The following is a 25,082-nucleotide window of genomic DNA, read 5'->3' as shown; positions in this document are numbered from 1 at the left end:
AAACGTTGTAACCAAACGATTATAACATTTTGAACCAACTCCTACAGGCGCAGCGACACGAACCGTATAATAGCGTAATGCTGCCAGAGATGACGCTGCGCACGGCCGGCGCCGGGCGCGCCGTGCAAGACGGCGCGGTGTGGCGCTTTTCACTCGGCGCCGGGCGCGGCTACCAACTGGCGCAATGCGATGAGTACGCTCACGTAGCGCGCCACCGCTTCCCGCGGCATGCGCCGTTTCAGCTGCGCCTTCAGGCACGCGCCTCGCACCCTCAGCTCCCGGGCACCTGGGGCTTCGGGGTGTGGAACGATCCCTTCGGGTTTGGCGTAGGCCAGGGCGGCGGCGTGCAGTTGCCCGCATTGCCCAACGCCGCCTGGTTTATGTTTGCCTCAGGGCGCAATCACCTCAGCCTGGATGATGCCCTGCCCGGTAACGGCGGCCAAGCCGCCGTGTACCGTTCGCCGCGCACCCCCAGCCTGCTACTCACCCCTGGCCTCCTGGCCGCACCGCTCTTGGCCTGGCCAGCGGGCGCCCGCAGCCTGCGTCGTGCCGCCAGCCAATGGGTGCGCCAGGCCGCCGTGGCGCTGACAAGCGATGTGACCGCATGGCACACGTACGAGCTGCTTTGGCAGGCAGGCTTTGTGGAGTTCAAAGTGGACGGAAACTTAGTCTTGCATAGCCCAATTGCACCGCAGCCGCCGCTCAGCGTACTGCTATGGCTGGATAATCAGTATGCCGCCTGGTTGCCGAGTGGCCGCCTGCAGTACGGCGTAGAAACGCCCCAGCCCGGCAGCTGGGTCGAATTCCGTGATTTGCAAGTAGAGTAGAGCGCGTGAAACGCATCGGCATCATCCCTAAAGTGTCTGGCATCGGCGGCATGGTTTCCTTCCAGGCCAAGTTCATCCGTGGCCTTGAGCAGCGCCAGATTCAACATACCTTCGCCCCAGACGAGAGCATTGACAGCTTGCTGGTCATCGGCGGCACGCGGCATTTCAATACACTGCGCCAGGCGCGCCAACGCAACCTCCCCGTGATCCAACGGCTGGATGGTATCAATTGGCTGCACCGTCGCCTGCCCACTGGCCCGCTACACTGGCTGCGGGCCGAGCGCGGCAACCGCGTGCTGGCCCACATCCGCAGCCGCCTGGCCACTGGCATCATCTACCAAAGCCACTTTGTGCACGCGTGGTGGCAACGCCAATTTGGGCCCGGGCCTGACGCGCGCATCATCCACAACGGGGTTGACCTCAACACGTTCACCCCGCACGGGCCTGAAACTCCGCCGGGCAGCTACTTTCGCATCCTGGTGGTGGAAGGCAGCCTGCGCGGCGGCTACGAATCCGGGCTCGAGAGCGCGGTCCAGTTGGCGCGCAGGCTGGAGCACGAATACAGGCTGGATGTAGAGCTCGCCGTGGCCGGCCTGGTAAGCGAAATGCAGCGCGCCCATTACGCGGCGCGCACGCAGCGGCCCATCACCTGGCTTGGAGTGGTGGCGAATGAGCAGGTACCCGCGCTCAATCGCAGTGCCCACTTGCTGTACTCCACCGACATCAACGCCGCCTGCCCGAACTCAGTCATCGAGGCCCTGGCCTGCGGCTTGCCGGTGCTAGCGTACGACACCGGCGCGCTGAATGAGCTGGTGCCAGCCGCAGCCGGCCGCCTGGTGCCCTACGGCGGCGACCCGTGGAAGCTGGATGCGCCTGATGCGGCTGGCCTGGCCGCCGCGGCCAACGAGCTGCTGACCGCGCCCGCCGCGCAACAGGCCGCGATGCGCCAGGCGGCTCGCGCTCATGCCGAAGCACACCTGAGCCTGGACCAGATGGTGGATGCATACATCGAGGCCTTGCATGGCTAACCCATTGCTGGGGTTCGCGGCGGCGGCGCGCCTGCTGCCTGCGCCGGTCAAGCGCGGGCTGGGGGATGCAAGGTTGCTGCTGGATCTGCAAAGCGAGAAAGACTATTGGCTGGGCATCTATGCGAGGCCCGCATGAAATCGTTTGCTGGCCGGTTCGGCATCATGCAACGCGTCTTGCCGAGCTATCGCGCGCCTTTCTTTGATCTGCTGGCCCAACATACGGCTACCCTCAGCGTCTTTGCCGGGCAGCCGCGACGCAGTGAAGCCATCCGCTCCGCTACGCATCTAGACATCGCTCACTGGCAGCACGCCACCAACCTGCATTTTTTCCGCGGCGCGTTATATCTGTGCTACCAGCGCGACGTTACTGCCTGGCTGGAGCAATTCAATCCGGATGTGTTGATCGTCGAAGCCAATCCGCGCTACCTGAGCACGCCACAGGCGCTGCGCTGGATGAAAGCCCGGGGCCGTCGTGTGCTCGCTTGGGGGCTGGGTGCGCCGCCGCTAGGTGGCCCGCTGGCGGCGCTACGCCATGCCCGCCGTCTTCAGTTCCTGCGGCAGTTTGACGGCCTGATCGCCTACAGCCAGCACGGCGCCGCCCAGTACCGCGCCTTGGGCCTGCCCGCCGAGCGTATTTTCGTGGCCCCCAACGCGGTGGCGCCGCGCCCGCGCGCGCCACTGGCCAGCCGTCCCACCCGCGGCCCGCTCACCGTGCTGTATGTGGGCCGCCTGCAGGCCCGCAAACGGCTCCACGCGCTGCTGCGCGCCTGTGCCAAACTACCCAGCGGGCAACAACCGCGCCTGGTGCTAGTGGGCGATGGGCCGGAGCGGGCCAAGCTCGAACGCCTGGCACAGCGTATCTATCCGCGCACTGAATTCACCGGGCACTTGCAGGGGGAAGCCCTGGCACACCAGTTTGACCGGGCCGAGTTGTTCGTCTTGCCCGGTACCGGCGGGCTGGCTGTGCAACAAGCGATGGCCCACGGTCTAGCCGTGATCGTAGGCGAGGGCGATGGCAGCCAGGCCGATCTGGTGCAAGCGGCCAACGGCTGGCAACTGCCCCCGGGCGATGATGAAGTCCTGTTCGCCACGCTGGCCAGCGCCCTGCAAGACCGGGCCGCATTGCATGCGATGGGCGCCACGAACTACTCCCTGTTGCAAACCCGCTACAACCTGGAAACCATGGCCGCCGCATTTATTGAGGCCATCCACACGGTGAGCCGCTGATGCGCATTCTTTTTGTAGCCGATGGCCGCTCCCCTATTACGCAGCAGTGGCTGCACTATTTCATCGAACACAAACACGAGGTGCATCTTGCCAGCACCTTCGCCTGCGAGCCGCAAGCCGGCCTGGCCTCATGGCAACACACGCCGGTAGCCTACAGTGGCGCTGTCAGCGCTGAAGCCAGTACTGCCGCCAGCGGCTTACGCGCCCTGCTGCCTACCGGGCTACGCACGCGTTTGCGCAACCTAGCCGGCCCGCTCACCCTGCCGCGGGCGGCAATCGCGCTCGAAGCGGCCATCAGCCGCATCCAGCCCCAACTGATGCATGCGCTGCGCATCCCTTACGAAGGCATGTTGGCCGCGGCCGCGCTCAGCGGCCGCCGGCGGCCGCTGCTGCTTTCTGTATGGGGCAATGATTTCACGCTGCATGCGCGCAGCACGCCCCTGATGGCCAGCGCTACGCGCCGCGCCCTGCGCCGCGCCGATGGCCTGCTGGCCGATACGCAGCGCGATCTGCGCCTGGCACACCACTGGAGTCTGCTTGCCAACACGCCAACCTTGGCCGTGCCCGGCAACGGCGGCGTGCGCAGCGAGCTCTTTCACCCTGCCCGGCACCTTGTAAACACGCCACATATCATCAACCCGCGTGGCCTACGCGCTTACGTGCGCAATGATGTTTTCTTCAAGGCCATCGCCATCGTGGCAAAACAAGTACCCGCCCTGCGCGTGGAGTGCCCAGCCATGCAAGGCGAGCCGCAGGCCGAGGCCTGGGTGCGCCAGCACAGCCTGCAGTCGCACGTTACGCTGCTGCCCAAGCTGGTTCCCGCAGAGCTTGCCCAGGCCTATCGCCGCGCCCAGCTGATGGTCTCGCCCAGCACGCACGACGGCACGCCCAACACCCTGCTCGAAGCGATGGCCTGCGGCCTACTGCCCGTCGCGGGCGACCTGGACTCGATCCGCGAGTGGATCACGCCGGGCGAGAACGGCCTGCTGGCCGACCCCAACCATGCCGAGGTTCTGGCGGCCGCCATCCTGCGCGGGCTGCAAGACCTAAGCTTGCGCCGCCAAGCCGCCGCACAGAATGCAGCTCTAATCGCCGAGCGCGCCGACTATTCCACGGGCATGCGGCGCGCCGAAGCGTTTTACCAAGCCATCCTGAGCCGCTAACGCATGTTGATTACGAGCCCGTCCCCGCCGAGCTGCGCACTGTCATGCTGGACGAGTTGCAATACGATGCAGAACATCATTCGCTGTACATCAACCCCCTGCTAAAGCCCGATAGCACCGCAACCTATTTGCCGCTCCTGCTCGCCGCGCTGGAGGCAGGCACTTCGCAAAGTTTTGGCGAAGCGCTGGCGACCGCAGACCTGCTGCTAGCCGAACATCGCTACCTAAGGCAGGGCCGCCAGGTCACGGCCCGGCTACCCGCCAACTACGCTCACACCGTAGCGGCGGGCGAGTTCAATCGCTACTACATGCGCGCCGTGTGCCGTGCCGCCATCCAGCAAGCCGCTCCCGCCGTGGAGCTCTATCGCGCCAAAGCCGTCAGCACGCCGCGGCATTCGGCCGACGAGCGCATTGGGCGGCGTGTGGCGCCCACTGCGCTGTTGGCTGATCTGCGCCAGACGAACTTCGAGCAGCCCAGCCAATATGGCCTGGGCGCACCCAATTCAGGGCTGAGCATACGCCGCGCGGGCGCAACCCCGCCGAAGTAGCTAACCAAAATGAGCCCCGCATATGCGGGGCTCATTTTTAACGGGTCTTCTTCCAGTCACCACTGGCTTCGTCTTTCTCGTAGCCAGCTTTCTTGACTGCACTCCATGCCACGCGGCGAGCACGGTCCTCATCCTTGTCGTACTCCTCGAAGGCATTGTTGAATGCCGCCAAGTAAATCTCTTGGGCGTGCGTAGGTAGATTGTCCTTCACGCCCTTAGGCAAATCAGCCAGAGTTTCATAAGGCATAGGCACCTCCACCTCGGCTAACGAGGCTTTGGGTGCAAGTGGTCTGGCCGCTAGCTTAGTCTACGAGTGAATCGCCTGGCCCTCGGCGGCGTGCGCCATCTCCATCAGCACTTCGCTCAGGCTGGGGTGGGCATGCACGTTGCGCGCCACCTCGGCGGCAGTCAGCTCGGCCATCTGAGCGATGGTCAGCTCCGGCAGCAGCTCGGTGACCTCAGGGCCGATCATGTGCGCGCCGAGGATTTCGCCATAGCGCTCATCGGTGATCAGTTTGACCCAGCCGCTGTAGTCGCCCAGGCCCAGCGCCTTGCCGTTGGCCTGGAAGTTGAAGCGGCCCACTTTCACCTGGTGGCCGGCTTCTTTGGCTTGTGCTTCGCTCAGGCCAAACGAAGCCACCTGCGGGTGGCAGTAAGTGGCGCGCGGCATCATGCGGTAATCCAGCTTGATGGTTTCCACGCCGGCAATGTTCTCCGCACACACAATCCCCATCGCCGAGCCGACATGCGCCAGCATGAGCTTGGCGGTCACGTCGCCCACCGCCCAGATGCCCGGCACGTTGGTGGCCATGCGCTCGTCGATCTCAATCTCGCCTCGCTGGCCGAGCTTGACGCCGGCCGCCTCGAGGCCGATGTCTTTCGTATTCGGGCGGAAGCCGATCGCCATCAAGACTTGCTCAGCTTCAATGGTCTTTTGGCCGTCCTTGCCAGACACGCTGACTTTGGCGCCGCCCTTGCCCTTCTCTACCTTCTCGAGCTTGGTGCCGGTGAGCACAGTGATGCCGTTCTTGCCCATCTGCTTGGCCAGTTCTTTGCTCACTTCTTCGTCTTCCAGCGGAGCGATGCGATCGAGCATCTCAACCAGGGTGACCTCGACCCCGTAGGAGCTCCACACCGTGGCAAACTCCAGGCCGATGGCGCCACCGCCGACGATCACCGCGGATTTGGGCAGCGTCTCCTGCAGGATGGCTTCTTTGTATGTGAGCACCTGCTTGCCGTCCACATCCACACCGGGCACCGCGATCGGGCTGGCGCCGGTGGCAATGATGATGTGTTTGGCCTTGTGCTCGCTAGCCTTGCCGCCATCATTGGGGGTTACCGACACGGTGTCTTTGGCCGTCAGCTTAGCGCTGCCCCAAATCACATCGATCTTGTTCTTCTTCATCAGGAACTCAACGCCCTTGACCAGGCGTTCAGAGACCTGGCGGCTGCGCTTGACCGCCGCGCCGTAATCCAGCTTGAGGTTATCGAAGCTGAAACCAAATTCTTCGCCGCGATGCAGCAAGGTGTGTGCCACCTCGGCGTTCTTCAGCAGCGCTTTGGATGGAATGCAGCCAATGTTCAAGCACACGCCGCCCAAGAAAGCGCGGTCGATAATGCCAACCTTGTTGCCCAGTTGTGCCGCACGAATGGCAGCTACATAGCCGCCCGGGCCAGCACCAATAACCAACACATCATAATTTGCCATGCGTCTACTCCACTTGTGGGCCTACGCCCAATGCTCCAGGGTGAATTTGATCGTGCCGAGGAAATAATCAGCCACCGCACCATCCAGGATGCGATGATCGAACGTGAGGGTGGTATACGCCATCGGCCGGATGGCGATGGCATCGTCGATCACTACAGCGCGCTTTTGAATGGCACCCGTGCCAATGATGGCGCACTGCGGCTGGTTGATGATCGGGGTAGCAAACAGCGAGCCGCTGGTGCCGTGATTGGTGAGCGTGATCGTGCCGCCTTGTACTTCATCCGTCTTGAGTTGCTTGCCGCGCGCCCGGCCGGAGAGATCGTTGACCGCCCGCGCCATCTCCAGCAAAGTCAGGCTGCCCGCGTTCTTGACCACGGGCACGATCAGCCCGTCGGGCTCCAGCGCTGTGGCAATGCCAATGTTGATCGCGCCGTGCACTGCTACGCCCTCGTCGCTCCATGAGGAGTTCACGATGGGGTAGGCATTGCAAGCCGCCACGATGGCGTTCACAAAATAGGCAGTGAAGGTGAGATTGACGCCCTGCTGAGCAAAGGCCGCCTTGTTGGCAGCGCGGTGCGCGCCGACGCGACTCATGTCAACTTCCATCACCGTGGTGACGTGCGGCGAGGTGTGCTTGCTGCGCACCATGTGCTCCGCAATGGCGCGGCGCACCGGGTTGAGCTTCATCACTGTGCCGGGAATGGCTTCGGGGAACGCAGGCGGGAACTGCGGCTTGGGTGCAGCAGCTTGCGCCGCAGGCGCAGCGAATTGCAGCGGGGCATAGGCTGACCCATTGGCCAGCGCGGCTTCAACATCCGCCTTAGTCACGCGCCCACCCTCGCCCGTACCGCGAATGCGGCTAACGTCAAGATTGTGCTCGTTAGCCAGCTTGCGCACCACCGGCGAGAGGAAGGTGGCCATATTGTGCCCATCAAAACTGGGCAAGCTCACGGGGCCGCTGAGGGCAGCTGCGTTACCGGCCACAAAGCGCGCGGTGCCCGCCTGGGCCGCGGCCAGCACATCCTCTTTGGTGATGCGGCCGCCAGGGCCACTGCCGTGTACCGCCGCCAGGTTTACGCCGTGCTCGGCGGCCACCTTGGCCGCCAGGGCCGAGACGGGGCCGCCTGCCGGCGTGGCCGCTGGCTGGCTGGCGGCAGGTATCGGCTGCGGGGTAGCCGGTTGCGCGGCGGGAATAGGCTTAACAGCAATCGGGGCGGCCGGAACGGGTACGGTGGCCACAGGCTGCTGCGTCACCTCGGGCGCGGCCGCCTTGGGGGCTGCTGCCGGAGCCGCGGCGCCTTCATCCTCAGGCAGGGCTTCGCCAGGTTCACCGATCCAAACGAGCGTAGCGTTGACCGGCACCACCGCGCCTTCGGCCTGCAGAATCCTTAAAATCGTGCCGCTGGCCGGGCTGGGGATCTCGGTATCGACCTTATCCGTGTTGACCTCAACCAAGGGGTCATATTCCTTGACCTGCTCGCCTTCTTGTTTGAGCCATTTGGTGACGGTGGCGTCAGTAACGCCTTCGCCCATCTGTGGGAGGGTAACTTTTACGGCCATGGGTTAATTCTAACTGAGGAACATGGCCGCTTGCAGCACAACCGCTTGGCAGCCATAATCAGCCCATGAAGTATCAATTCTTTAACGACTACGCAGAAGGTGCTCACCCCAAGATCCTTGCCCGCCTGGCCGCCAGTAACGCAGACCAGATGACCGGCTATGGTGAAGACGAACTCTCGCGGCAGGCACAAGCCTTGATCCAGGAGGCGGCCGGCAACGTCGCTGCCGCGGTGCACTTTGTTTCCGGCGGCACGCAAGCCAACCTGGTGTGCCTGGCAGCCATGTTGCGGCCGCACGAAGCCGTGATCGCCGCCAGCAGTGGGCACATTTTTGTGCATGAGGCCGGCGCCATCGAGGCCACCGGCCATAAGATCGAAACTGTGGCCAGCGTCGACGGCAAGTTGCGCCCCCAGTTGCTGGCCGGGTTCTTCGGCCCTGGCCGTGACGAGCATATGACCAAGCCCAAGGTAGTGTTCATCTCGCACGCCAGCGAAGTCGGCACGATCTACTCCAAGGCTGAACTCGAAGCACTCTACGCGTTCTGCCAGCAGCACAATTTGTATCTTTATCTGGATGGGGCCCGCCTTGGTACGGCGTTGACCGCCCGGGATAGCGACTTGAGCCTGGCGGATATCGCCACCTTGACGGATATGTTCTACATAGGCGGCACCAAAAACGGAGCGCTACTGGGGGAAGCGATCGTGATCCCCAACCCCGCGCTGCAGCCCGAATTCCGCTGGCACATCAAGCAGCGCGGCGCCATGCTGGCCAAGGGACGCGTCATCGGTGCGCAGTTCCTGGAGCTCTTCGCCGACGAGTTGTATTTTGAGCTGGCCCAGCACGCCAACCGCATGGCCGAGCAGCTAGCAGGCGGGCTACAGGAGCTGGGGTTTAAGTTTCTAACCGCACCGCAATCCAATCAGCTCTTCCCGATCCTGCCCGATGAGCTCATCGCCCAGTTGCAGCAAGACTATGGCTTTTACGTGTGGGCACCAGCAGGCGAGGGCTCTTCGGCGATACGGCTAGTGACATCATGGGCTACGCCCGAGCACGCCGTGCAGGCATTTCTGGAGGATCTGGGCGGGGTGGCGTAGTATCGGTGTGCATCCCGAGCGCAGCGAGGGATCCTCATTTGGCATGACTGAAAAATACGCGCTGCGTAGAAGATATGCCCATAAGGATCCTTCGCTGGCGTGGCTTCGGCGTCCGGGTGGCAACTCCACTACCCGCTCAAGATGACAAGGGTAAATTAAACAGCGTAGCATCGGCTACGCTGTTTTTATTTATTGTTTGCCTTTGCTGAACGCTACAAGCTGACAGCTAACAGCTGCTTATTCCAAATTCTCGAAGACGATCTCCACCACGTCACGCACACGCATTTGCGGCGCATCGGTCTTGGCGGCATCCGAGAGCATGATCATGCAGTACGGGCAGCCCACCGCCAACGTCTCGACGCCGACCTCCTGCGCCTGGCGGATGCGCTCGCTATTAACGCGGCTGGTGCCATGCTCTTCTTCCTTCCACATCTGGGCACCGCCGGCGCCGCAACAGAAGGATTGCTTCTTGGTACGCGCCATCTCGACCACATCGGCGTTGACGGCGTTGAGCACGTTGCGTGGCTCGATAACCACATCATTTTGCCGGCCCAGGTAGCACGGGTCGTGCATGGCGGTCTGCGTATCGGCGCCGGCCTTCACCTTGAGGCGCCCCGTATTGATCAGTTCATCAATAAAGCTGGTGTGGTGCACCACCTCATAGTGGCCGCCAAATTGCGGGTACTCATTCTTGAGCGTGTGCATGCAGTGCGGGCAAGTGGTGAGGATGCGTTTGGGCGCCACCTCATTGAGAACTTCCACGTTGGCCGTAGCCAACTCATTGAACAGGAACTCGTTGCCCGCCCGCCGCGCCGAATCGCCGGTGCACTGCTCGTTCTGGCCCAGCACGGCAAAATTGACGCCGGCCGCCTGCAGCACCTGCGCCAGGGCTTGGGCAGTCTTCTGAGCGCGCGGGTCGGTCGCCGGGGCACAGCCCACCCACCACAGCACTTCGGGCTCAGGGTTCTGCTCGATGGTCTGCACGTTCAACCCCTCAGCCCACTTCATGCGCTCAGTGGGCGGCACGTTCCAGGGGTTCATGCTGCGTTCCATGCCGCGGAAGGCGGTTTGCCATTGGGCCGGGGCTTTGTCTTCCATCAGCACCATCGAACGGCGGATGTCCATGATGTCGCGCATCGGGTCATTGCCCACCGGGCAGATCTCCGTGCAGGCGCCACAGGCGGTGCAAGCCAGCACGGCTTCTTCGCTGATGGCAAATTCCAGCAGCGTTTGGCTACTGGCTTCGCCGGCCGCCAGGCGCGCGCCCTCTTGGTTGAAGAAGTAGCGTTTGTTGATCTCCAGCGCGGCGGGCGAGAGCACCTTGCCGGTGTTGTAGGCCGGGCAGGCATCCTGGCAGCGGTTACACATAATGCAGGCATAGCCATCCAGAATCTGGTGCCAGGCAAAATCTTCTACACGCGTGGCGCCAAACTGCTCGATGGAGTTATCGTCAAAATTCAGCTTATCCAGCGCACCAGGGGCAGTGCGTTCGGGGCGCAGCAGGAAATTGAGCGGCGCCATGAAGATGTGGATGTGCTTGGAATACAAGAAATACGGGAAGAAGGCCATGATCAGGCCGATGGCCAGCCAAAAACCCACATGCTCGCCGACCGTCAGCGCTTGGGGCGAGAGCCCGGCCCACAACTGTGCCGCGGCGGAAGACAGCGGCTGCCACGCGTCGGCCCCGTGCAGGGCGAGCTTAAAGCTGTTACCCAGGAAGCGTCCGCCCAGGTGGAAGACGATGAACAAGCCCACGATCAACGAATCGCGGCGGATGCCGGCACGCGCCTTGGGATGCAGCAGCGTACTCTCACGCGTGGTGAGCTCTTTGGCGCGCAGCACAAAGCGGCGCAGCAGCAAGGCCAGCATGCCGCTGATGCCCGCCACGGTGAGCAGATCCGCCACCAGGCGGTACAGGTTGCCCAAAGTGCCCTGGCCCAGGAAGATGAAGCCAGCAAACAGCGCTTCGAGCACATCGCCAATGTTGACCAGCAGATAGAACATGAAGGCCCACACCACCATGGCGTGCAGCACGCTGACCAGCAGGCGCTTGCGCCAGGTGGGCGTGAGCGCCACCGCCTTGACGCCCGTAGGCAGCAGGCGTTTAGGGATCAGCGACCAATCCGGCCGGCCGTGGCCGCGGCCAATGATGCGGATGACGCGCAAGGCCACCTGCAAAGCCGCATACCCGCTGGCGGCCGCGGCGAGGACAAAGACGATCTTCTCTGGAAGTGTGAGCATGACAAAAATTCTAGCATAGGCAAGGAAAGCCGTATGCTCTAAGCCAATAGCTGTAAGCTATCAGCTTCGAACACGCGGGACAGGTCCACCTCCGCTAGAAGGCAGCGCATTACTAGAATTAAGAACACAGCCGGATATTTGCTTAAAACTGAAAGCTGACAGCTTCTTTACGCTGACAGCTGCCTTTACGCCCCACCCTCGCCGTACTGGAACTCCGCATCGGTCGGGGTGCGCCCCGAGGGGTCATGCACATAGACCCAGTCGCCTAGCGTAGCCCAGTCGTAGACCCAGCGGGCATCGCCGATCGCCAGGTTCACGCAACCATGCGAGCCCTGGAAGCCGAAGAATTGCTTCTGGCGCCAGTAGGCACCGTGGATCGCCCGCGCCTGGTCGTAGTACATCGTCCAGGGCACATTGGCCAGATAGTAGTAGCCACCAATGCCGGCGGAGAAGTCTCCGCTCATCGGGGTTTCTTCGTGCTTCTCATAGATCTGGAATAAGCCTGGCCGCGTCCAGAGATTGTCGAGGCCAGTAGCCACCAAGGTGGCAAAGATCATCTGGTTGTTCTCGTAGACCGCCAGCGATTGCTGCTCCAGGTTGATCTCGATCCAGCGGCCGTTCTCTACGCCTTCGGGCGGTGCGCTCATCGGCACCACCAGGCGCATCTGCAACGAGTTCAGCCATTCATCCGGCCCCACCAAGTACCAGCTCAAATCGCCCACCTGCTGCGTATCAAATACCTCCAGCACCGTGTAGGCAGCCTGGCCCGTGCTGCCGCGCGGCGCGCTCAGGCTCGGGGCGGCATAGGGGGCGAAGGGCGCCGCCTCGCCAGCGGCGTGCTCCAACACCCAGCCAAAGGTACGCGTCGGCGCGGTGTCGAAGAGCTGGCCCATGCTAAAGCGGCGCACCTCGGCTGGCGAAAGGTCGCTACGCCGCATCCAGCCCAGGTTGGTGTAGTAGTAGCTCTTGCCATCCAGTTCCTGCACCGCGCTGTAAGTGACATAATGCGGGCTCTCGCCAGCCTTGATGTAAAAACTGGGATTGGTGCCCGCGGCGGCATCCGCCAGGGAGGGATACACCGGGCGCTCGATCACCGCACCGCCCGACATAGTGTTGACCATGGCATAGCTCACCGGCAAATCGCTCAGCGCCGGGTCTACCGTCTGCGCCACCAACGGGCGCACGGGCAAGCTCATGCCCAACTGGCTCAGGCGCTGAAAGTAGCCATACGAGCCGAGCGGAGTGCAATCGGCGCTGCTGCTGCCGGCGAAGGTGGGCGGCAGGCACAAGGGGTCGGCCTGCAGCGGCTGCGCCGCAGGCGCAGCCAGGGCCGTGCTGGGCCACAGCGCCAGGCCGAAGGCCAGCAAGAGTGCAAGGTGCAGGGTACGCATCATGCCGAAATTATAGCGGCCTGCTTGCGCGGGGAGGTTAACGAAGCGTGGGTATTTAGCGATCGTGCTCACTCAAGACCAGGCGGCCCAGGCAGGCCAGCGCCACCAGATTGAAAAGGATCGCCACGCCAGCATTGAAACCAAACCCCTGGGCATACAGAGCTGGCGTCACCAGGCTGGCAGTAGCACGCCCGATCGAAGCCAGGATGAAGAAGCTGGCCATCACGGTGGCACGCGCATGCGGCAGCACCTCGGTCATCAGCGGGATCGAGCTGACGATGGTGAATTCAAAGCTGATATAGAAGAGGATCAGGGCCAGCAACGCCCCGAGGTAACTGTGGCCCATCAGCGGCAGCAGCAGGCAGGCCAGGCAATTCAGCACCACTCCCAAAAAGATGGCGCGGCGTTTACCCAGCCGGTCAGTGAACAAGGCCACCAGTCCCTCGCCGCTCAGCTCGGCGATGCCCAGGGCGGCCGCGGCCCAGCCTAAGGCCTGCAGTTGCAAACTGAAGCGATCCTCAAGCCAGACGCCAAACGAGAGCCCCACCAATTCGTTAGCGATGCAGGTAAACAGCGTAAACAGCAGTGCGGCGCGCGCCGCGGGGGATTGCAGCACCAGGCGGAACTTGGAAAAGGTGCTGCTGGCCGCCTGCGGATGCGGCTGATCCTTGGGCAGTAGAAACAACAGAAACACCAGGCAGGCCAACACCAGCAGCCCCACCAACTGGAAGGGAGCCAGCCAACCCGCCCGGCCGATCACCCAACCCATCGCCGGCACGCCGATGATAAATGCGGTGGACCAACTGAATTCGGTGACGGTAATGGCAGCACTGCGGCGCGCATACGGCACCCGATCGCCAATGTAGGCCTGCACGGACGGGTCGTAGGTCACCTTGCCCAGCAACATCAACACCATCGCCGCCACAAAGCCCGCGAAGCTTGGCAGCAGGCTGACCACAACCGCGCCCCCTACAAAGATGCCCATACCCACCAACATGCCCGTGCGGCGGCCGCGGCTGTCGCCCAGGGTGCCGAAGAACGGCGCCAGGAGGGCGGCGGCCAGCGAGCGCAAGCCCACCGCACGCGTCAAGGTATCCAGGGGCACGTTAAGCGCGTCACGGAATACTGGCAAGAAGGGATACACCATACGGAAGATGGTGCTGATCAGCATGCGTACCAGTGTGAAAAACACCAGTTGCAGGCGCAGCGAGTCTTTGCGCGCGGCCATCGCAGGTACGCAGGCTAGCGCTTGAGCATCGGCATATGGATGCCGTGGCGCTGCGCCGCGGCAATCGCCTCAGGGTAGCCGGCATCGGCGTGGCGCACCACGCCCATGCCGGGATCGCTGGTGAGCACGCGGGCAATGCGCGCCGTCGCCTCCGGCGTACCGTCGGCCACGATCACTTGGCCAGCATGCTGGCTGTAGCCAATGCCCACGCCACCGCCATGATGGAACGACACCCATGTGGCGCCGTTGACGGCGTTGATCAGCGCGTTGAGGATCGGCCAGTCACTGACTGCGTCGGTGCCATCTTTCATCGCTTCGGTCTCACGATTGGGCGAGGCCACCGAGCCAGAGTCAAGATGGTCACGCCCGATGGCGATCGGCGCGCTCAATTCACCGCTGGCCACCATCTCATTGAAACGCAGGCCCGCCTTGGCGCGCTCGCCATAGCCCAGCCAGCAAATCCGCGCCGGCAGCCCCTGAAAAGGGATGCGCTCACGCGCCATATCCAGCCAGCGATGCAGGTGGGCATCCTCAGGGAAGAGGGCCTTGATGGCGGCATCGGTCTTGTAGATATCTTCAGGGTCACCGCTCAGTGCCACCCAGCGGAACGGGCCTTTGCCTTCGCTGAACAGCGGGCGAATGTAGGCGGGTACAAACCCGGGGAAGTCGAACGCATTCGTGACGCCATACTCCAAGGCGCGTTGGCGTAAGTTGTTACCGTAATCGAAGACTTCGCTGCCCTTCCGCTGGAAGCCCAGCATCGCCTCCACATGGGCAGCCATGCTGGCCTGGGCGCGGCGCTCAAACTCGGCCGGGTCACTACTGCGCAGCGCCTGTGCCGCGGCGAGGCTCATGCGGGCGGGCACATAGGCCAGCAGGTCGTGCGCCGGGGTTTGATCGGTCACTACATCGGGCACCACACCGCGCTGCAACAGCTCCGGGAAAAGCTCGGCGGCGTTGCCGATCAAACCGATCGAGCGCGGCTGGCCCTTGGCAACATAGTCTTCCACCAGGGTCATCGCTTCTTCAAGGGTATCGACGACATCATCTACGTAGCCGATCTCCTGGCGGCGCTTGGCGCGCGCCGGATCGATCTCCACCACCAGGCCCACGCCCTCGTTCATGGTGATCGCCAGTGGCTGGGCGCCGCCCATACCGCCCAAGCCGGCGGTGAGCACAAACTTGCCGCGCAGGGAGGCCCAGCCGCGTTGGCGCGCCAGGGCGCCCAGCGTCTCATAGGTGCCTTGCAAAATGCCTTGCGTGCCGATGTAGATCCACGAGCCAGCGGTCATCTGCCCGTACATGATTAAGCCCTTGGCCGCCAGCTCATCAAAGTGCTGTTGTGTGGCCCAATACGGCACCAGGTTGGAATTGGCAATCAGCACCCGCGGCGCATCGCTGTGCGAGCGAAACACCACCACCGGCTTGCCCGATTGCACCAACAGGGTTTCATCCGGCTCCAGGTTGCGCAGCGTCTCAAGGATGGCGTCCAGCGCCTCCCAACTACGCGCCGCCTGGCCGCGGCCACCGTACACCACCAGATCCTCAGGGCGCTCGGCCACCTCCGGATCCAAGTTATTTTGCAGCATGCGATAGACGGCTTCGATCTGCCAGTTTTTGCAAGTCAGGGCTTGGCCGCGCGGGGCGCGCAGCGTTCGGGGTTGAGTCATGGCATCCTATGGGGTCTCGGCGGCGTAGGTGAGCAACCACAGCGGATCGCTCAATATAAATGTATCACTGGTGCGCCAAAGCAGATAGTTTTGCTGCTCCGCTTCGCTGGCGCTGGTGCTGTAATACGACATCGCGCCGATCTGCAGGCCCGCCGGGCCGTGGCGCGTCTCCAGGTGCAGGTGCGGATCGCTGACGAAGAAGCGGTCGCCCGAATCGCCCACATGGCCGAGCACCTCGGCACAGCTCAGCTCCGCGCCAAGCGCAAAGGGCGCCGGTTGCTGCAGATGGGCATACAGTAGATACAGCGCATCATCCGTGCCCAGTGCATAAAGTTGTGCCACGGCGGCGGGCAGCCACGCAGCCGGCGTTTCTAGGATCACATAATTGCCATAGACCGGGTTGTAGCCCAGGCCAGCCACCCAGCCATCCAGCATCGCTTGCACCGGGGTGCCATTGATGTGGCCGCCAGTTGGCCCGCCGCGGTAGTAAGCAAAATCTACGCCGTGATGGCCGGTTTCTTTGTTCTCACCCTGGGGTGGGATGAAGGGCTGGGTCAGGTAAAGCGTGATCAGGCTGTGGATGTCGTGCTCGGCCAGCGGGCTGCACACTGCGCTGAGCGGCCGCACGGTGGCACTAGGCGTGAAGGTGGCACTGGGTTGCGGCGTATGGCTGGGTGCGGCCGTGGCGCTGGGAGTTAGCGTGGGCTGCGGCACCGCAGCCGGCTGGCAAGCGGCCAGCTGGCAAGCGGCCAGGCCCAGCCCAAACAACCGCAGCGCACGGTAGTATTGCAGCTTCACCCTGTGATTGTAACCTTTTGGTTTTTTGCGCCTGGCGGGGGGCCGGTGTTATGATTCGATTTCGTTTTAGGCTGTGGAGGCATTTGAATGCGGAAGATTAGCGTAATCGGGGTGGGCTATGTGGGCCTGGTCACGGCCGCCTGCTTTAGCGACCTGGGCAATCAGGTCATCGCCCTGGATGTGAACGAAGAGCGCGTCGCTGGGCTCAAACGCGGCGAAATGCCGATCTACGAACCGGGGCTGGAAGAGCTGGTGAAGCGCAATGTCGCTGCCGGCCGGCTGCACTTCACCACTTCGTACAAGGACGCGCTCAAAGACAGCGAATTCGTGTTCATCTGCGTGGGCACCCCCTCGGGCGAAGATGGCGAAGCCGATCTGAAGTATGTGGAGGCGGCGGCGCGCAGCATTGCTCAGAACATGGTGGCGCCGCTGATCGTGATCAATAAATCCACCGTGCCAGTTGGCACGGGTGACTGGGTAGCCGAGATCGTACACGAAGCCCAGCCCCAGCCCATCGATTTCTGGGTAGTCTCCTGCCCTGAGTTCCTGCGCGAGGGCGTGGCGATTGCCGATTTTATGAACCCGCATCGCACGGTGTTAGGCTCCACCAATCGTGAAGCCGCGGACAAGGTAGCGCAACTGCACCTCACCCTGCGCGCCCCGATCGTGATCACCGATCTGCGCACCGCCGAGATGATCAAGTACGCCTCCAATGCCTTCCTGGCGACTAAGATCTCCTTCATCAACGAGATTGCCGATATCTGCGAGCGCCTGGGTGCGGATGTAAAAGAGGTCGCCGCCGGCATGGGCTTTGATAGCCGCATCGGCAAGCAATTCCTTGAGGCCGGCTTAGGCTACGGTGGCTCGTGCTTCCCCAAAGACGTCAAAGCGCTGGCCTTCATGGGCGATGAGATGGGCGTGGATACGCGCATTCTCAATTCAGTGATGCAGGTCAACAGCGCTCGCCGCCAAGCCATCGTAGACAAGCTGGATGAAATGCTGGGCGGCCTGCAAGGCAAGACCGTGGGCCTGCTGGGCCTGGCCTTCAAAGCCAATACCGACGATATGCGCGATGCACCTTCGATCGACATCGCGCAAGCCCTGCAAGCCGCTGGTGCCAGCGTGCGCGGCTATGACCCGGTGGCGATGGACGTGGCCCGCGGCCTATTGCCCGGGGTAGAACTGTTCAACGATGCCTACTCGCTAGCCGAAGGCGTGGACGCACTGCTGGTGGCTACCGAATGGAACGAATTCAAGAATTTGGATCTCGCCCGCGTGCATGCCAGTATGAAGCAACCGGTGTTGCTGGATGGCCGCAACATTTACACGCCCGAAGTGATGCGCAATTTGGGCTTCACCTACTACGGCGTAGGCCGCGGCAATGCCGCCGGCGCCAAGACCAAGATCAAAGCACACGTCAATGGCAACTGACCCTCAGCACCCGCCCATCTGCGATTATGAGGGGTCGGACTATCAAACCCGCTTCTGGGAGCAGGGCGGCCGCGCCTACGAAGACGGCGCCGAAGCGGTGGCGTTGCGCCGCCTGCTGCCGGCGCACGGCCAACTGATGCTGGAAGTCGGCGCCGGCGCTGGGCGCAACACGCCACGCTACGCGGGCTACGAGCGCATCGTGGTGATGGATTACTCCACCACCCAGCTTGAGCAAGCCCAGCAATACCTGGGCAGCAGTGAACGCTATATTTACGTAGCCGCCGATGTGTACAAGCTGCCCTTTGTAGATGGCTTGTTTGATGGCGCTACCATCATCCGCGTCTTGCACCACATGGCCGATGCACCTGCCGCCTTGCAGCAGGTGCGCAACACCTTGCAACCGCAGGCGACGCTGATCCTGGAATATGCCAACAAGCGCAACCTAAAATCGATCCTCCGTTGGCTGCTGGACCGCCAGAAGTGGAGCCCGTTCAGCCTGGAGCCGGTGGAGTACATCCCGCTCAATTTTGATTTCCACCCCAAGGCGATCAATGGCTGGCTGCGCCAGCTGGGTTTTGCGATCGAGCGCCAACTGGCCGTTTCGCACTTCCGCGTGGGCTGGCTCAAGCGCCATGTGCCCACCCGCCTGCTGGTGGCGCTGGATGCGCTGTTCCAGCCGCTGGGTGCGCTGTGGAAGTACACCCCCAGCATTTTCGTGCGCGCCCGCGCCGCGGCCAGCAGTAGCGTAGCGGCCCCGGGGGCCTTTTTCAAATGCCCAGAATGTGGTGCGCCCCTGGGTGCGCCGCAAGGCAAGGGGCTGCAGTGTGCCTGTGGACGTCACTGGGGCATCCACAACGGTATTTACAACTTCAAACAAGCCAGCCCCACAAGATAAAAAAAGCCGCTCGTTGAGCGGCTTTTTTGTTGCGGTTAGCGGTTGGCTAATTCGTAATCGATGATCGAAGCAAAGGTATCAAAGGGGTAAGCGCCCACCAGGGCGATCCCGTTGATGAAAAAGGTAGGCGTAGAGCTCACCCCGTACTGCTGCCCCAGCGCCAAATCCTGCTTGACGGCATCGGCATAGCGCCCCTCCGCCAGGCAGGTGCTCAGTGCGGCTACATCCAGGCCCAGTTGCTCAGCATAGCTAGTATAGGCGCTCGGGCCCAAGCCCAGCGTGCCGCCAAACAGCAGGTCGTGATACTCCCAGAACATGCCTTGTTCATTGGCACATTCGGCCGCCTGGGCGGCTGCATCGGCATCCGGATGAATGCTGTTGAGCGGGTAATTCTTAAACACAAAGCGCACCTGGTCACCATATCGTTCCATCAGTTGCGGCATGGTCTGCTCAAAGTGGCGCACACAATACGGGCACTGAAAATCCGCAAACTCCACGATCGTCACCGGTGCATCCGCCGGCCCCAGCACGGGGTCGCCCTCCAGGTTGATGTCATAGCGCTGCAGGCCTTCGATCTGCGTGCCCACATCGGCACTGTCGGCGGCGCTGGGCGCCGCGGCGGCCGGGGCGCGCCCCCACAGCAAGTAGCCGGCCCATAAGCCCAAAAGGAAGGCCAGCGGTGCAATCAGCGCCCACAGGTGGCGGCGTTTGATCTGGATGTGCAAAATTTCATCGCCTGTAGCTGGCTGGCGCTTTTGCGTGCGCGCGGTCCTTTTTGCGGTTGCCATGCGGGCGATTATATAATGCCGCCATGCAAAACGATGTGCCGCGCCTGGAACTGGCCGGGCCGTACATGAATGCGGCGGGCAGCCTGGGCTTCGCGCCAAAGGCCGCCCAGCCTGCCTGGCCGCCGCTGGCCGCCTTCGTCACCAACCCGATCAGCCTGCAGCCACGCCGCGCCAGCCAGGGGCCGCGCCTGCTCACGTTTCCGGGCGGTGCGTTACTGCACACCGGCTGGCCCAACCCGGGGCTGCGCCGCGCCGTGCAGCAGCACGCCGCGGCCTGGGCGCGTGCCAGCCAGCCCATCATTCTCAATCTATTGATTGACGAGCCGGCCAGCCTGGCACAGGTGATGCCGCCCCTCGAAGCATTGGATAACCTGGCCGGCCTGGAACTCAGCATTGCGGCGGATGCCAGCGCACAACTGGCGGGCGAGCTGGTGCGCGCGGCACAGAGCAAGTGGCCACTGATCGCCCAGCTTAGCCTGGCGCGGGCCGAAGAATTGGCCACGGCCTGCCTGGCCGCCGGGGCCAGCGCCATCAGCCTGGGGCCGCCGCGCGGCAGCCTGCCGGATGGGGCGGGTAGGCTGGTCAGCGGGCGCCTCTATGGGCCGGCACTCTACCCACAAGCACTGGCGGTCACCCAGGCGCTGCAGCGCGCCGGCGCGCCCGTGATCGCCGCCGGCGGCGTGGAGACAGCGCAGCAGGCCGAGGCGTTTTTGGCAGCGGGGGCGCTGGCCGTTCAGGTGGAGGCGGCGCTGTGGAAGTAGTTTGTAACTAACAAGTACTCAGAAATTCAGGATTTATTTTTCCAGCCACAAGGTGACCGGCCCATCATTGTGGATCTCTACCAGCATCTCGGCCCCAAAGCGCCCGGTTTGTACCGCCACGCCCTGCTCGGCTACTAACTCGGCAAAACGCGCCACTAGGGGCTCGGCATGCTGCGGTGCGGCGGCACGGACAAAGGAGGGCCGCCGGCCGCGTTCGCTATCGGCGTACAGCGTGAACTGCGAAACCACAATCGCCGCCCCGCCCACCTCCAGCAGCGAGCGATTCATTTTGCCCGCGGCATCTTCGAAGATGCGTAAGTTGGCGATCTTCTCGGCCAGATAGCGCGCCTGGCTTTCATCATCCTGCGGGCCTACGCCCAGCAGCACCACCACGCCCTGCGCGATGCGGGCGATCTCCTGCCCTTCCACACGCACCGCAGCGGCGCGCACGCGTTGCACCAAAGCTCGCATAGGGGCAGTATAACCACAGCACGCCTCGGCCTGCGTATAATCCCCGTGTGTCTGCTACTACCCCCTTCCTCTCGCTGATCATCCCTGCCTATAACGAAGAGCAACGCCTACCGGAGAGCCTGGCGCGCGTGCATGCCTTCGTCAGCCAGCAAAGCTACCCCTACGAAGTTCTCGTCGTCGAGAACGGCAGCCAGGATCGCACCCTGGCGATCGCCGAGGCCTTCGCCGCCGAGCATGCTGGCTTCCGGGTACTCACCTCGCCAGGGCGCGGCAAGGGCCTGGCGGTACGCCTGGGCATGCTGGCGGCGCGTGGCGAATGGCGCATGATGCTCGACGCGGATCTTTCGATGCCAGTCAGCGAGATCCCGCGCTTCCTGCCCCCGCAGCAAAATGGCGCAGAAGTGATCATTGCCTCGCGCGAAGCCCCCGGCGCGGTGCGTTACAACGAGCCCGATGTGCGCCATGTGGGTGGGCGCGTGATCAACGCCCTGATCCGCGCGTTGGCGCTGCCCGGCCTGCAGGATACCCAATGCGGCTTCAAATGCTTCAGCGCCCGCGCCGCGCAGGCGTTGTTCCCCCTGCAAACCATGGACGGTTGGTCATTTGACGTAGAAGTCCTGTACCTGGCGCGCAAGCAAGGCCTGGCAATCATGGAACTGCCGATCCCCTGGTACTACAGTGACCACAGCCATGTGCGCCCGCTGACCGATACGCTGCATATGCTGCGCGATATTTTGCGCATTCGCCTCAACGATTGGCAAGGACGCTATGGCTAGCCGGCCGGCTGTGCCACGCCCGCGGAAAAAAGTGCCCAAATGGCCCAGCCTGCGCTACGAGCGCAAGTTATGGGCGCAAGGAATTGTGTATGTGGCCGGCGCCGATGAAGCCGGGCGCGGCGCCCTGGCCGGCCCGGTCTACGCCGCCGCGGTGATCCTGCCCAGCGATCTGCACCGCCAGTTGCGCGGCGTACGCGATTCCAAGCAGCTCACTGCCCGCGAACGCCAGCAGTTGGCCCCACGCATTCGCCAGTATGCGTTGGCTTGGGCAGTCGCCAGCGCCAGCGTAGACGAAATCGATACGATCAATATCCTGCAGGCCAGCTACCTCGCCACCCGCCGGGCGCTGGCCGCCTTGACGCTGGCCCCGCAGCACTTGCTGCTGGATGCAATTCGCCTGGCGGAGAACCCCTTGCCGCAAACCGCCTTGATCGGCGGCGATGCACGCAGCCTGAGCATTGCCGCAGCCTCAGTGCTGGCCAAAACCGCACGCGATGCCGAATTAAGCCGCCTGGACGCCGAGTTTCCCCACTATGGCTTCGCCCAGCACAAGGGCTACGCCACCGCCGCCCACCGCGCCGCCATCGCCACGTACGGGCCGTGTGCCCACCACCGGCGCAGCTTCGCACCAATGAAGGCGCCCGCATGAAACGCCCCGTGCGGATGTGGCTGGCGCTGCTGCTGCTAGCGGCCTGCCGCGGCCCAGCCGCGACGCCTGGCCCCCTCGCAGCCACACCCGCGGCGCCAACGCCCCAGGCCAGCGCAACAGCCAGCCCCAGCGCGGCGCCCAGCCCCACGTACCGCGCCCCCGTGCCTGCGGTGCGCCCACAGTATCGCCTGATCGCCACGCTGGATTTTGCCGCGCACTATTTGGCGGTGAGTCAAGAGATCCGCTATACGAACAACCAAGCCCTCCCGCTGGATATGATCCCGCTGGTAGTGCCCGTGGCCGACGAGCTGATCACAATCACCTCGATCGAGTATGACCGCGGCACAGACTGGAGTTACCACGGCCGCGCCCAGGGCGGTTCCGCGGAGTTGTTGCTCGCACGCCCGCTGCTGCCAGGCGAGGTGCTGCACATCGAGATTGACTATGCCATTGCGGTGCCCGAACGGCCAACCCTACTGGGCTGGACCGCGCGCCAGATGACCTTTATCGATTGGTATCCCTTCATCCCACCCTATCTGGCCGAGCGCGGCTGGGTGATCAACGAGCCCACGCCGCAAGGCGAATACCTGGTGTACGAAAGCGCCGATTTTGACGTTTCGCTATACACCGTGCACCCGCCGGCCCTGTTGCAAATCGCTGCGCCCGCGCCCGAGACGCGGCGTGAGGGCGGCTGGCACTACCAATTGGCACACGCACGCCGCTTTGTCTGGGCTGCCAGCGGCCACTACCAGGCCGAGACGCTCCGCGCCGGGGAAGGCAACATTCCGGTGACGGTGTATTACTTTGAAGAGGAGCGCGCCGCGGCGCAGGCGGCCGTGCGCACCGCCGCCAAAGCACTGGAAATCTACGAGCGCTTGTTCGGCACCTATCCCTACGAGCACTTGGTGCTGGTGGAGTGCATCTTTCCAGACGGCATGGAATCGGACGGCATGTTCTTCTTGGATATGGGTTACTTCAAGAGCTATGACGGCACGCCGCGCAACCTGCTCACCACGCTCAGCGCGCATGAAACCGCGCACAACTGGTGGTTCGGTGCAGTAGGCAACGATGCAGCCCATGAAGCCTGGCTGGATGAGGCGCTGGCCACCTATGCTGAATTGCTGTATTACCAGGAGGCGCATCCCAACGCGCAGGACTGGTGGTGGCAGTTCCGCGTCGAGCAGTGGGAACCGCAAGGCCGCGTGGGGCGCAGCGCCTACGAGCTGGAGGGCTTCCGCCCCTATGTGAATGCCAATTATTTACGCGGCGCCCAGTTCCTGCATGCGGTGCGCCAGCGCATCGGCGACGAAGCCTTCTTAGACTTCTTGCAGGCCTATGCCACGCGCTACCGCGGCCAATTGGCCGATGGCGCCAGCTTCCTGGCCTTACTACAAGCCAGCAGTGGCCAGGCGTTGGATGAGATCATCAACGAGTATTTTGGCGAATAGCCGCGCGCTCAGTCTTTCCATTCCAGTTCATACTCACCGATAAACACGGTATCACCATCCACCACGCCCTTTTCTCGCAGGGCAACATCGATCTTGAGCTGGCGCAGAATACGCTGGAAGCGGCTGACCGATTGGTCATGCTCCCAATAGGTCATCGCCGCGGCGCGTTCAATGGCGGCGCCGTGCAGGCGCCAACCGTCGGGCTCGCGGGTGATCTCGAACTCCGTTGGGTCCGTTTCGGGCCGGTAGACCGGCAACTCATCGGCCACCGGTTCGGGCAGGGCGCGCAAAGCCTCGGCGGCGCGCCCCAGCAGGCGGCGCACATCCTGGCCGCTGACGGCGGAGATGGCCAGCGGCGAAGCTACGCCGAGCTTCTTCAGGCCGGCTTGCAATTCCGGCCAACGTGCTTGCACATCGGGCAGATCGATCTTATTGACCGCCACCACCTGGGGCTTGCTACCCAACTGCGGGTCAAACAAAGCCAGCTCGCTATTGATCTGGGTGTAATCCGCTAGCGGCGCCTCGGCCATGCCGTCCAATAGATGGATCAATACACGCGTGCGCTGGATATGGCGCAAAAAGTCATGCCCCAACCCTTTGCCGGTATGGGCGCCCTCGATAAGGCCAGGGATATCCGCCAATACCAGATCAGTCTCTTCATCCAGCACGGCTACGCCGAGGTTGGGCGCCAGGGTGGTGAAGGGATAGTTGGCGATGCGCGGGCGCGCATTGGTGAGCGCCGCGAGCAGGGTGGATTTGCCGGCATTGGGCACGCCGACGATGCCAATATCTGCCAGCAGCTTGAGCTCCAGGCGTAGGGTCTTTTCTTCGCCGGGGGCACCTTTTTCGCCAATGCGCGGTGCCTGGTTGCGCGAGTTGGCGAAATGCTGGTTGCCACGCCCGCCACGGCCGCCGCGGGCGGCCTCGTAACGCTCCCCGGCATGCACCAGATCGGCCAATAGGTCACCGCGGCTGGCGTCATACACCAGCGTGCCCACGGGCACTTTTAGCACCAGATCGGGGGCGCCGCGCCCGCTGCGATTGCTGGGGCCACCGGGACGGCCTTCCTCAGCCGCGAATTTCTTCTGGCGGCGGAAGTTGTACAGGGTGCGCATGGAATCTTCCACTTCCAGGATCACTGAACCGCCGCGGCCCCCGTCGCCGCCATCCGGCCCGCCGCGCGGCACAAAGCGCTCCCGGCGGAAGTGCACCATGCCGTCGCCGCCCTTGCCGGAGCTGACGGTAATTTCTACTTCATCGATGAAATGGCTATCCATAGATAGGGAATGATACTCGCTCGAGGGACGCCTGGCTGGGCGAGCGCCGCGCCAAATGTTGTGTGTGCGGAATGAAAAGCCCCACACTCGCGATCTGAATTCG

24 protein-coding genes are annotated in these 25,082 nt (G+C 63.3%); 13 read left to right on the top strand and 11 right to left on the bottom strand.

All coding sequences use genetic code 11. From position 1 onward, the window contains the following. Positions 1-77 precede the first annotated feature (77 nt). Genes KF821_07515 through KF821_07490 form a run of 6 tightly spaced genes read left to right on the top strand, consistent with a single transcriptional unit; the run spans position 78 to position 4,793 of the window. Positions 78-827 (top strand): hypothetical protein, encoded by a 750-nt coding sequence (locus KF821_07515; protein MBX3005659.1) that lies wholly within the window; start codon positions 78-80, stop codon positions 825-827. A 5-nt stretch (positions 828-832) separates the two neighbouring features. Then, on the top strand, positions 833-1,855 hold the full coding sequence (locus tag KF821_07510) for a glycosyltransferase family 4 protein (protein MBX3005658.1): 1,023 nt from the start codon (positions 833-835) through the stop codon (positions 1,853-1,855). Continuing rightward, entirely contained in the window at positions 1,848-1,991 is a 144-nt protein-coding gene (locus tag KF821_07505; GenBank protein ID MBX3005657.1) for a hypothetical protein, read from the top strand. The genes KF821_07510 and KF821_07505 overlap by 8 nt, the downstream gene beginning before the upstream one ends. Beyond that, on the top strand, positions 1,988-3,082 hold the full coding sequence (locus tag KF821_07500) for a glycosyltransferase family 4 protein (protein MBX3005656.1): 1,095 nt from the start codon (positions 1,988-1,990) through the stop codon (positions 3,080-3,082). The genes KF821_07505 and KF821_07500 overlap by 4 nt, the downstream gene beginning before the upstream one ends. Further along, positions 3,082-4,245, top strand: a complete 1,164-nt coding sequence (locus KF821_07495) for a glycosyltransferase family 4 protein (GenBank protein ID MBX3005655.1) — start codon at positions 3,082-3,084, stop codon at positions 4,243-4,245. Before KF821_07500 ends, KF821_07495 begins: the two co-directional genes overlap by 1 nt. Positions 4,246-4,289: 44 nt before the next feature. After that, on the top strand, positions 4,290-4,793 hold the full coding sequence (locus KF821_07490) for a hypothetical protein (protein MBX3005654.1): 504 nt from the start codon (positions 4,290-4,292) through the stop codon (positions 4,791-4,793). Between the two features lie 37 nt (positions 4,794-4,830). Here the strand turns inward: KF821_07490 and KF821_07485 are convergent, their stop codons facing one another. From KF821_07485 to KF821_07475, 3 genes are read right to left on the bottom strand one after another with little or no spacing between them, the layout of a single operon-like run. Next, positions 4,831-5,040 (bottom strand): ChaB family protein, encoded by a 210-nt coding sequence (locus KF821_07485; GenBank protein ID MBX3005653.1) that lies wholly within the window; start codon positions 5,038-5,040, stop codon positions 4,831-4,833. Between the two features lie 60 nt (positions 5,041-5,100). Next, positions 5,101-6,501, bottom strand: a complete 1,401-nt coding sequence (gene lpdA, locus KF821_07480; protein ID MBX3005652.1) for a dihydrolipoyl dehydrogenase — start codon at positions 6,499-6,501, stop codon at positions 5,101-5,103. 21 nt (positions 6,502-6,522) lie between these two features. Further along, a complete protein-coding gene (locus KF821_07475; protein ID MBX3005651.1) occupies positions 6,523-8,061 on the bottom strand; it encodes a 2-oxo acid dehydrogenase subunit E2 in 1,539 nt (512 codons plus the stop codon). 65 nt (positions 8,062-8,126) lie between these two features. On the opposite strand from KF821_07475, the gene KF821_07470 reads away from it, so the two are divergent. After that, positions 8,127-9,155, top strand: coding sequence for an aminotransferase class I/II-fold pyridoxal phosphate-dependent enzyme (locus KF821_07470; protein ID MBX3005650.1), 1,029 nt, complete (start codon positions 8,127-8,129; stop codon positions 9,153-9,155). Positions 9,156-9,392: 237 nt separating this feature from the next. Here the strand turns inward: KF821_07470 and KF821_07465 are convergent, their stop codons facing one another. The 5 genes from KF821_07465 to KF821_07445 form a co-directional block, all read right to left on the bottom strand. Next, on the bottom strand, positions 9,393-11,396 hold the full coding sequence (locus tag KF821_07465) for a 4Fe-4S dicluster domain-containing protein (GenBank protein MBX3005649.1): 2,004 nt from the start codon (positions 11,394-11,396) through the stop codon (positions 9,393-9,395). Positions 11,397-11,581: 185 nt separating this feature from the next. Next, positions 11,582-12,790: a L,D-transpeptidase gene (locus tag KF821_07460; protein ID MBX3005648.1), complete on the bottom strand. Its 1,209-nt coding sequence runs from the start codon at positions 12,788-12,790 to the stop codon at positions 11,582-11,584. A 52-nt stretch (positions 12,791-12,842) separates the two neighbouring features. Continuing rightward, entirely contained in the window at positions 12,843-14,015 is a 1,173-nt protein-coding gene (locus KF821_07455) for an MFS transporter (protein ID MBX3005647.1), read from the bottom strand. 14 nt (positions 14,016-14,029) lie between these two features. Next, the gene (gene hutU / locus KF821_07450; GenBank protein MBX3005646.1) at positions 14,030-15,685 is read right to left on the bottom strand and encodes a urocanate hydratase; all 1,656 of its coding nucleotides are present in this window, start codon (positions 15,683-15,685) and stop codon (positions 14,030-14,032) included. 6 nt (positions 15,686-15,691) lie between these two features. Then, positions 15,692-16,483 (bottom strand): M23 family metallopeptidase, encoded by a 792-nt coding sequence (locus KF821_07445; GenBank protein ID MBX3005645.1) that lies wholly within the window; start codon positions 16,481-16,483, stop codon positions 15,692-15,694. Positions 16,484-16,570: 87 nt separating this feature from the next. Here KF821_07445 and KF821_07440 point away from each other — a divergent pair, with 87 nt between their 5' ends. Further along, positions 16,571-17,914, top strand: coding sequence for a UDP-glucose/GDP-mannose dehydrogenase family protein (locus tag KF821_07440; protein ID MBX3005644.1), 1,344 nt, complete (start codon positions 16,571-16,573; stop codon positions 17,912-17,914). Beyond that, positions 17,904-18,809: a methyltransferase domain-containing protein gene (locus KF821_07435; GenBank protein ID MBX3005643.1), complete on the top strand. Its 906-nt coding sequence runs from the start codon at positions 17,904-17,906 to the stop codon at positions 18,807-18,809. Before KF821_07440 ends, KF821_07435 begins: the two co-directional genes overlap by 11 nt. 35 nt (positions 18,810-18,844) lie before the next feature. On the opposite strand, the gene KF821_07430 is transcribed toward KF821_07435, so the two are convergent. Then, positions 18,845-19,597 (bottom strand): DsbA family protein, encoded by a 753-nt coding sequence (locus KF821_07430; GenBank protein MBX3005642.1) that lies wholly within the window; start codon positions 19,595-19,597, stop codon positions 18,845-18,847. A gap of 23 nt (positions 19,598-19,620) precedes the next feature. Between KF821_07430 and KF821_07425 the strand changes: the two genes are divergently transcribed. Continuing rightward, on the top strand, positions 19,621-20,358 hold the full coding sequence (locus tag KF821_07425) for a hypothetical protein (GenBank protein MBX3005641.1): 738 nt from the start codon (positions 19,621-19,623) through the stop codon (positions 20,356-20,358). A gap of 33 nt (positions 20,359-20,391) precedes the next feature. On the opposite strand, the gene dtd is transcribed toward KF821_07425, so the two are convergent. Next, positions 20,392-20,829, bottom strand: coding sequence for a D-tyrosyl-tRNA(Tyr) deacylase (dtd, locus tag KF821_07420; protein ID MBX3005640.1), 438 nt, complete (start codon positions 20,827-20,829; stop codon positions 20,392-20,394). Between the two features lie 47 nt (positions 20,830-20,876). On the opposite strand from dtd, the gene KF821_07415 reads away from it, so the two are divergent. From KF821_07415 to KF821_07405, 3 genes are read left to right on the top strand one after another with little or no spacing between them, the layout of a single operon-like run. Continuing rightward, a complete protein-coding gene (locus KF821_07415) occupies positions 20,877-21,605 on the top strand; it encodes a glycosyltransferase family 2 protein (protein ID MBX3005639.1) in 729 nt (242 codons plus the stop codon). After that, the gene (locus tag KF821_07410) at positions 21,598-22,254 is read left to right on the top strand and encodes a ribonuclease HII (protein MBX3005638.1); all 657 of its coding nucleotides are present in this window, start codon (positions 21,598-21,600) and stop codon (positions 22,252-22,254) included. Before KF821_07415 ends, KF821_07410 begins: the two co-directional genes overlap by 8 nt. Next, positions 22,251-23,702 carry a hypothetical protein gene (locus KF821_07405; protein MBX3005637.1) on the top strand — a complete coding sequence of 484 codons (1,452 nt, stop codon included), beginning with the start codon at positions 22,251-22,253 and terminating at the stop codon, positions 23,700-23,702. Before KF821_07410 ends, KF821_07405 begins: the two co-directional genes overlap by 4 nt. 8 nt (positions 23,703-23,710) lie before the next feature. Here the strand turns inward: KF821_07405 and obgE are convergent, their stop codons facing one another. Next, positions 23,711-24,979 carry a GTPase ObgE gene (gene obgE, locus KF821_07400; GenBank protein MBX3005636.1) on the bottom strand — a complete coding sequence of 423 codons (1,269 nt, stop codon included), beginning with the start codon at positions 24,977-24,979 and terminating at the stop codon, positions 23,711-23,713. Positions 24,980-25,082 lie beyond the last annotated feature (103 nt).

It is taken from the genome of Anaerolineales bacterium (genome assembly GCA_019637755.1).
Classification (GTDB): Bacteria; Chloroflexota; Anaerolineae; order Anaerolineales; family UBA11579; genus JAMCZK01.
Note: the sequence above shows the minus strand (reverse complement) of the source record. Positions and strands in the feature narration are given on the sequence as shown.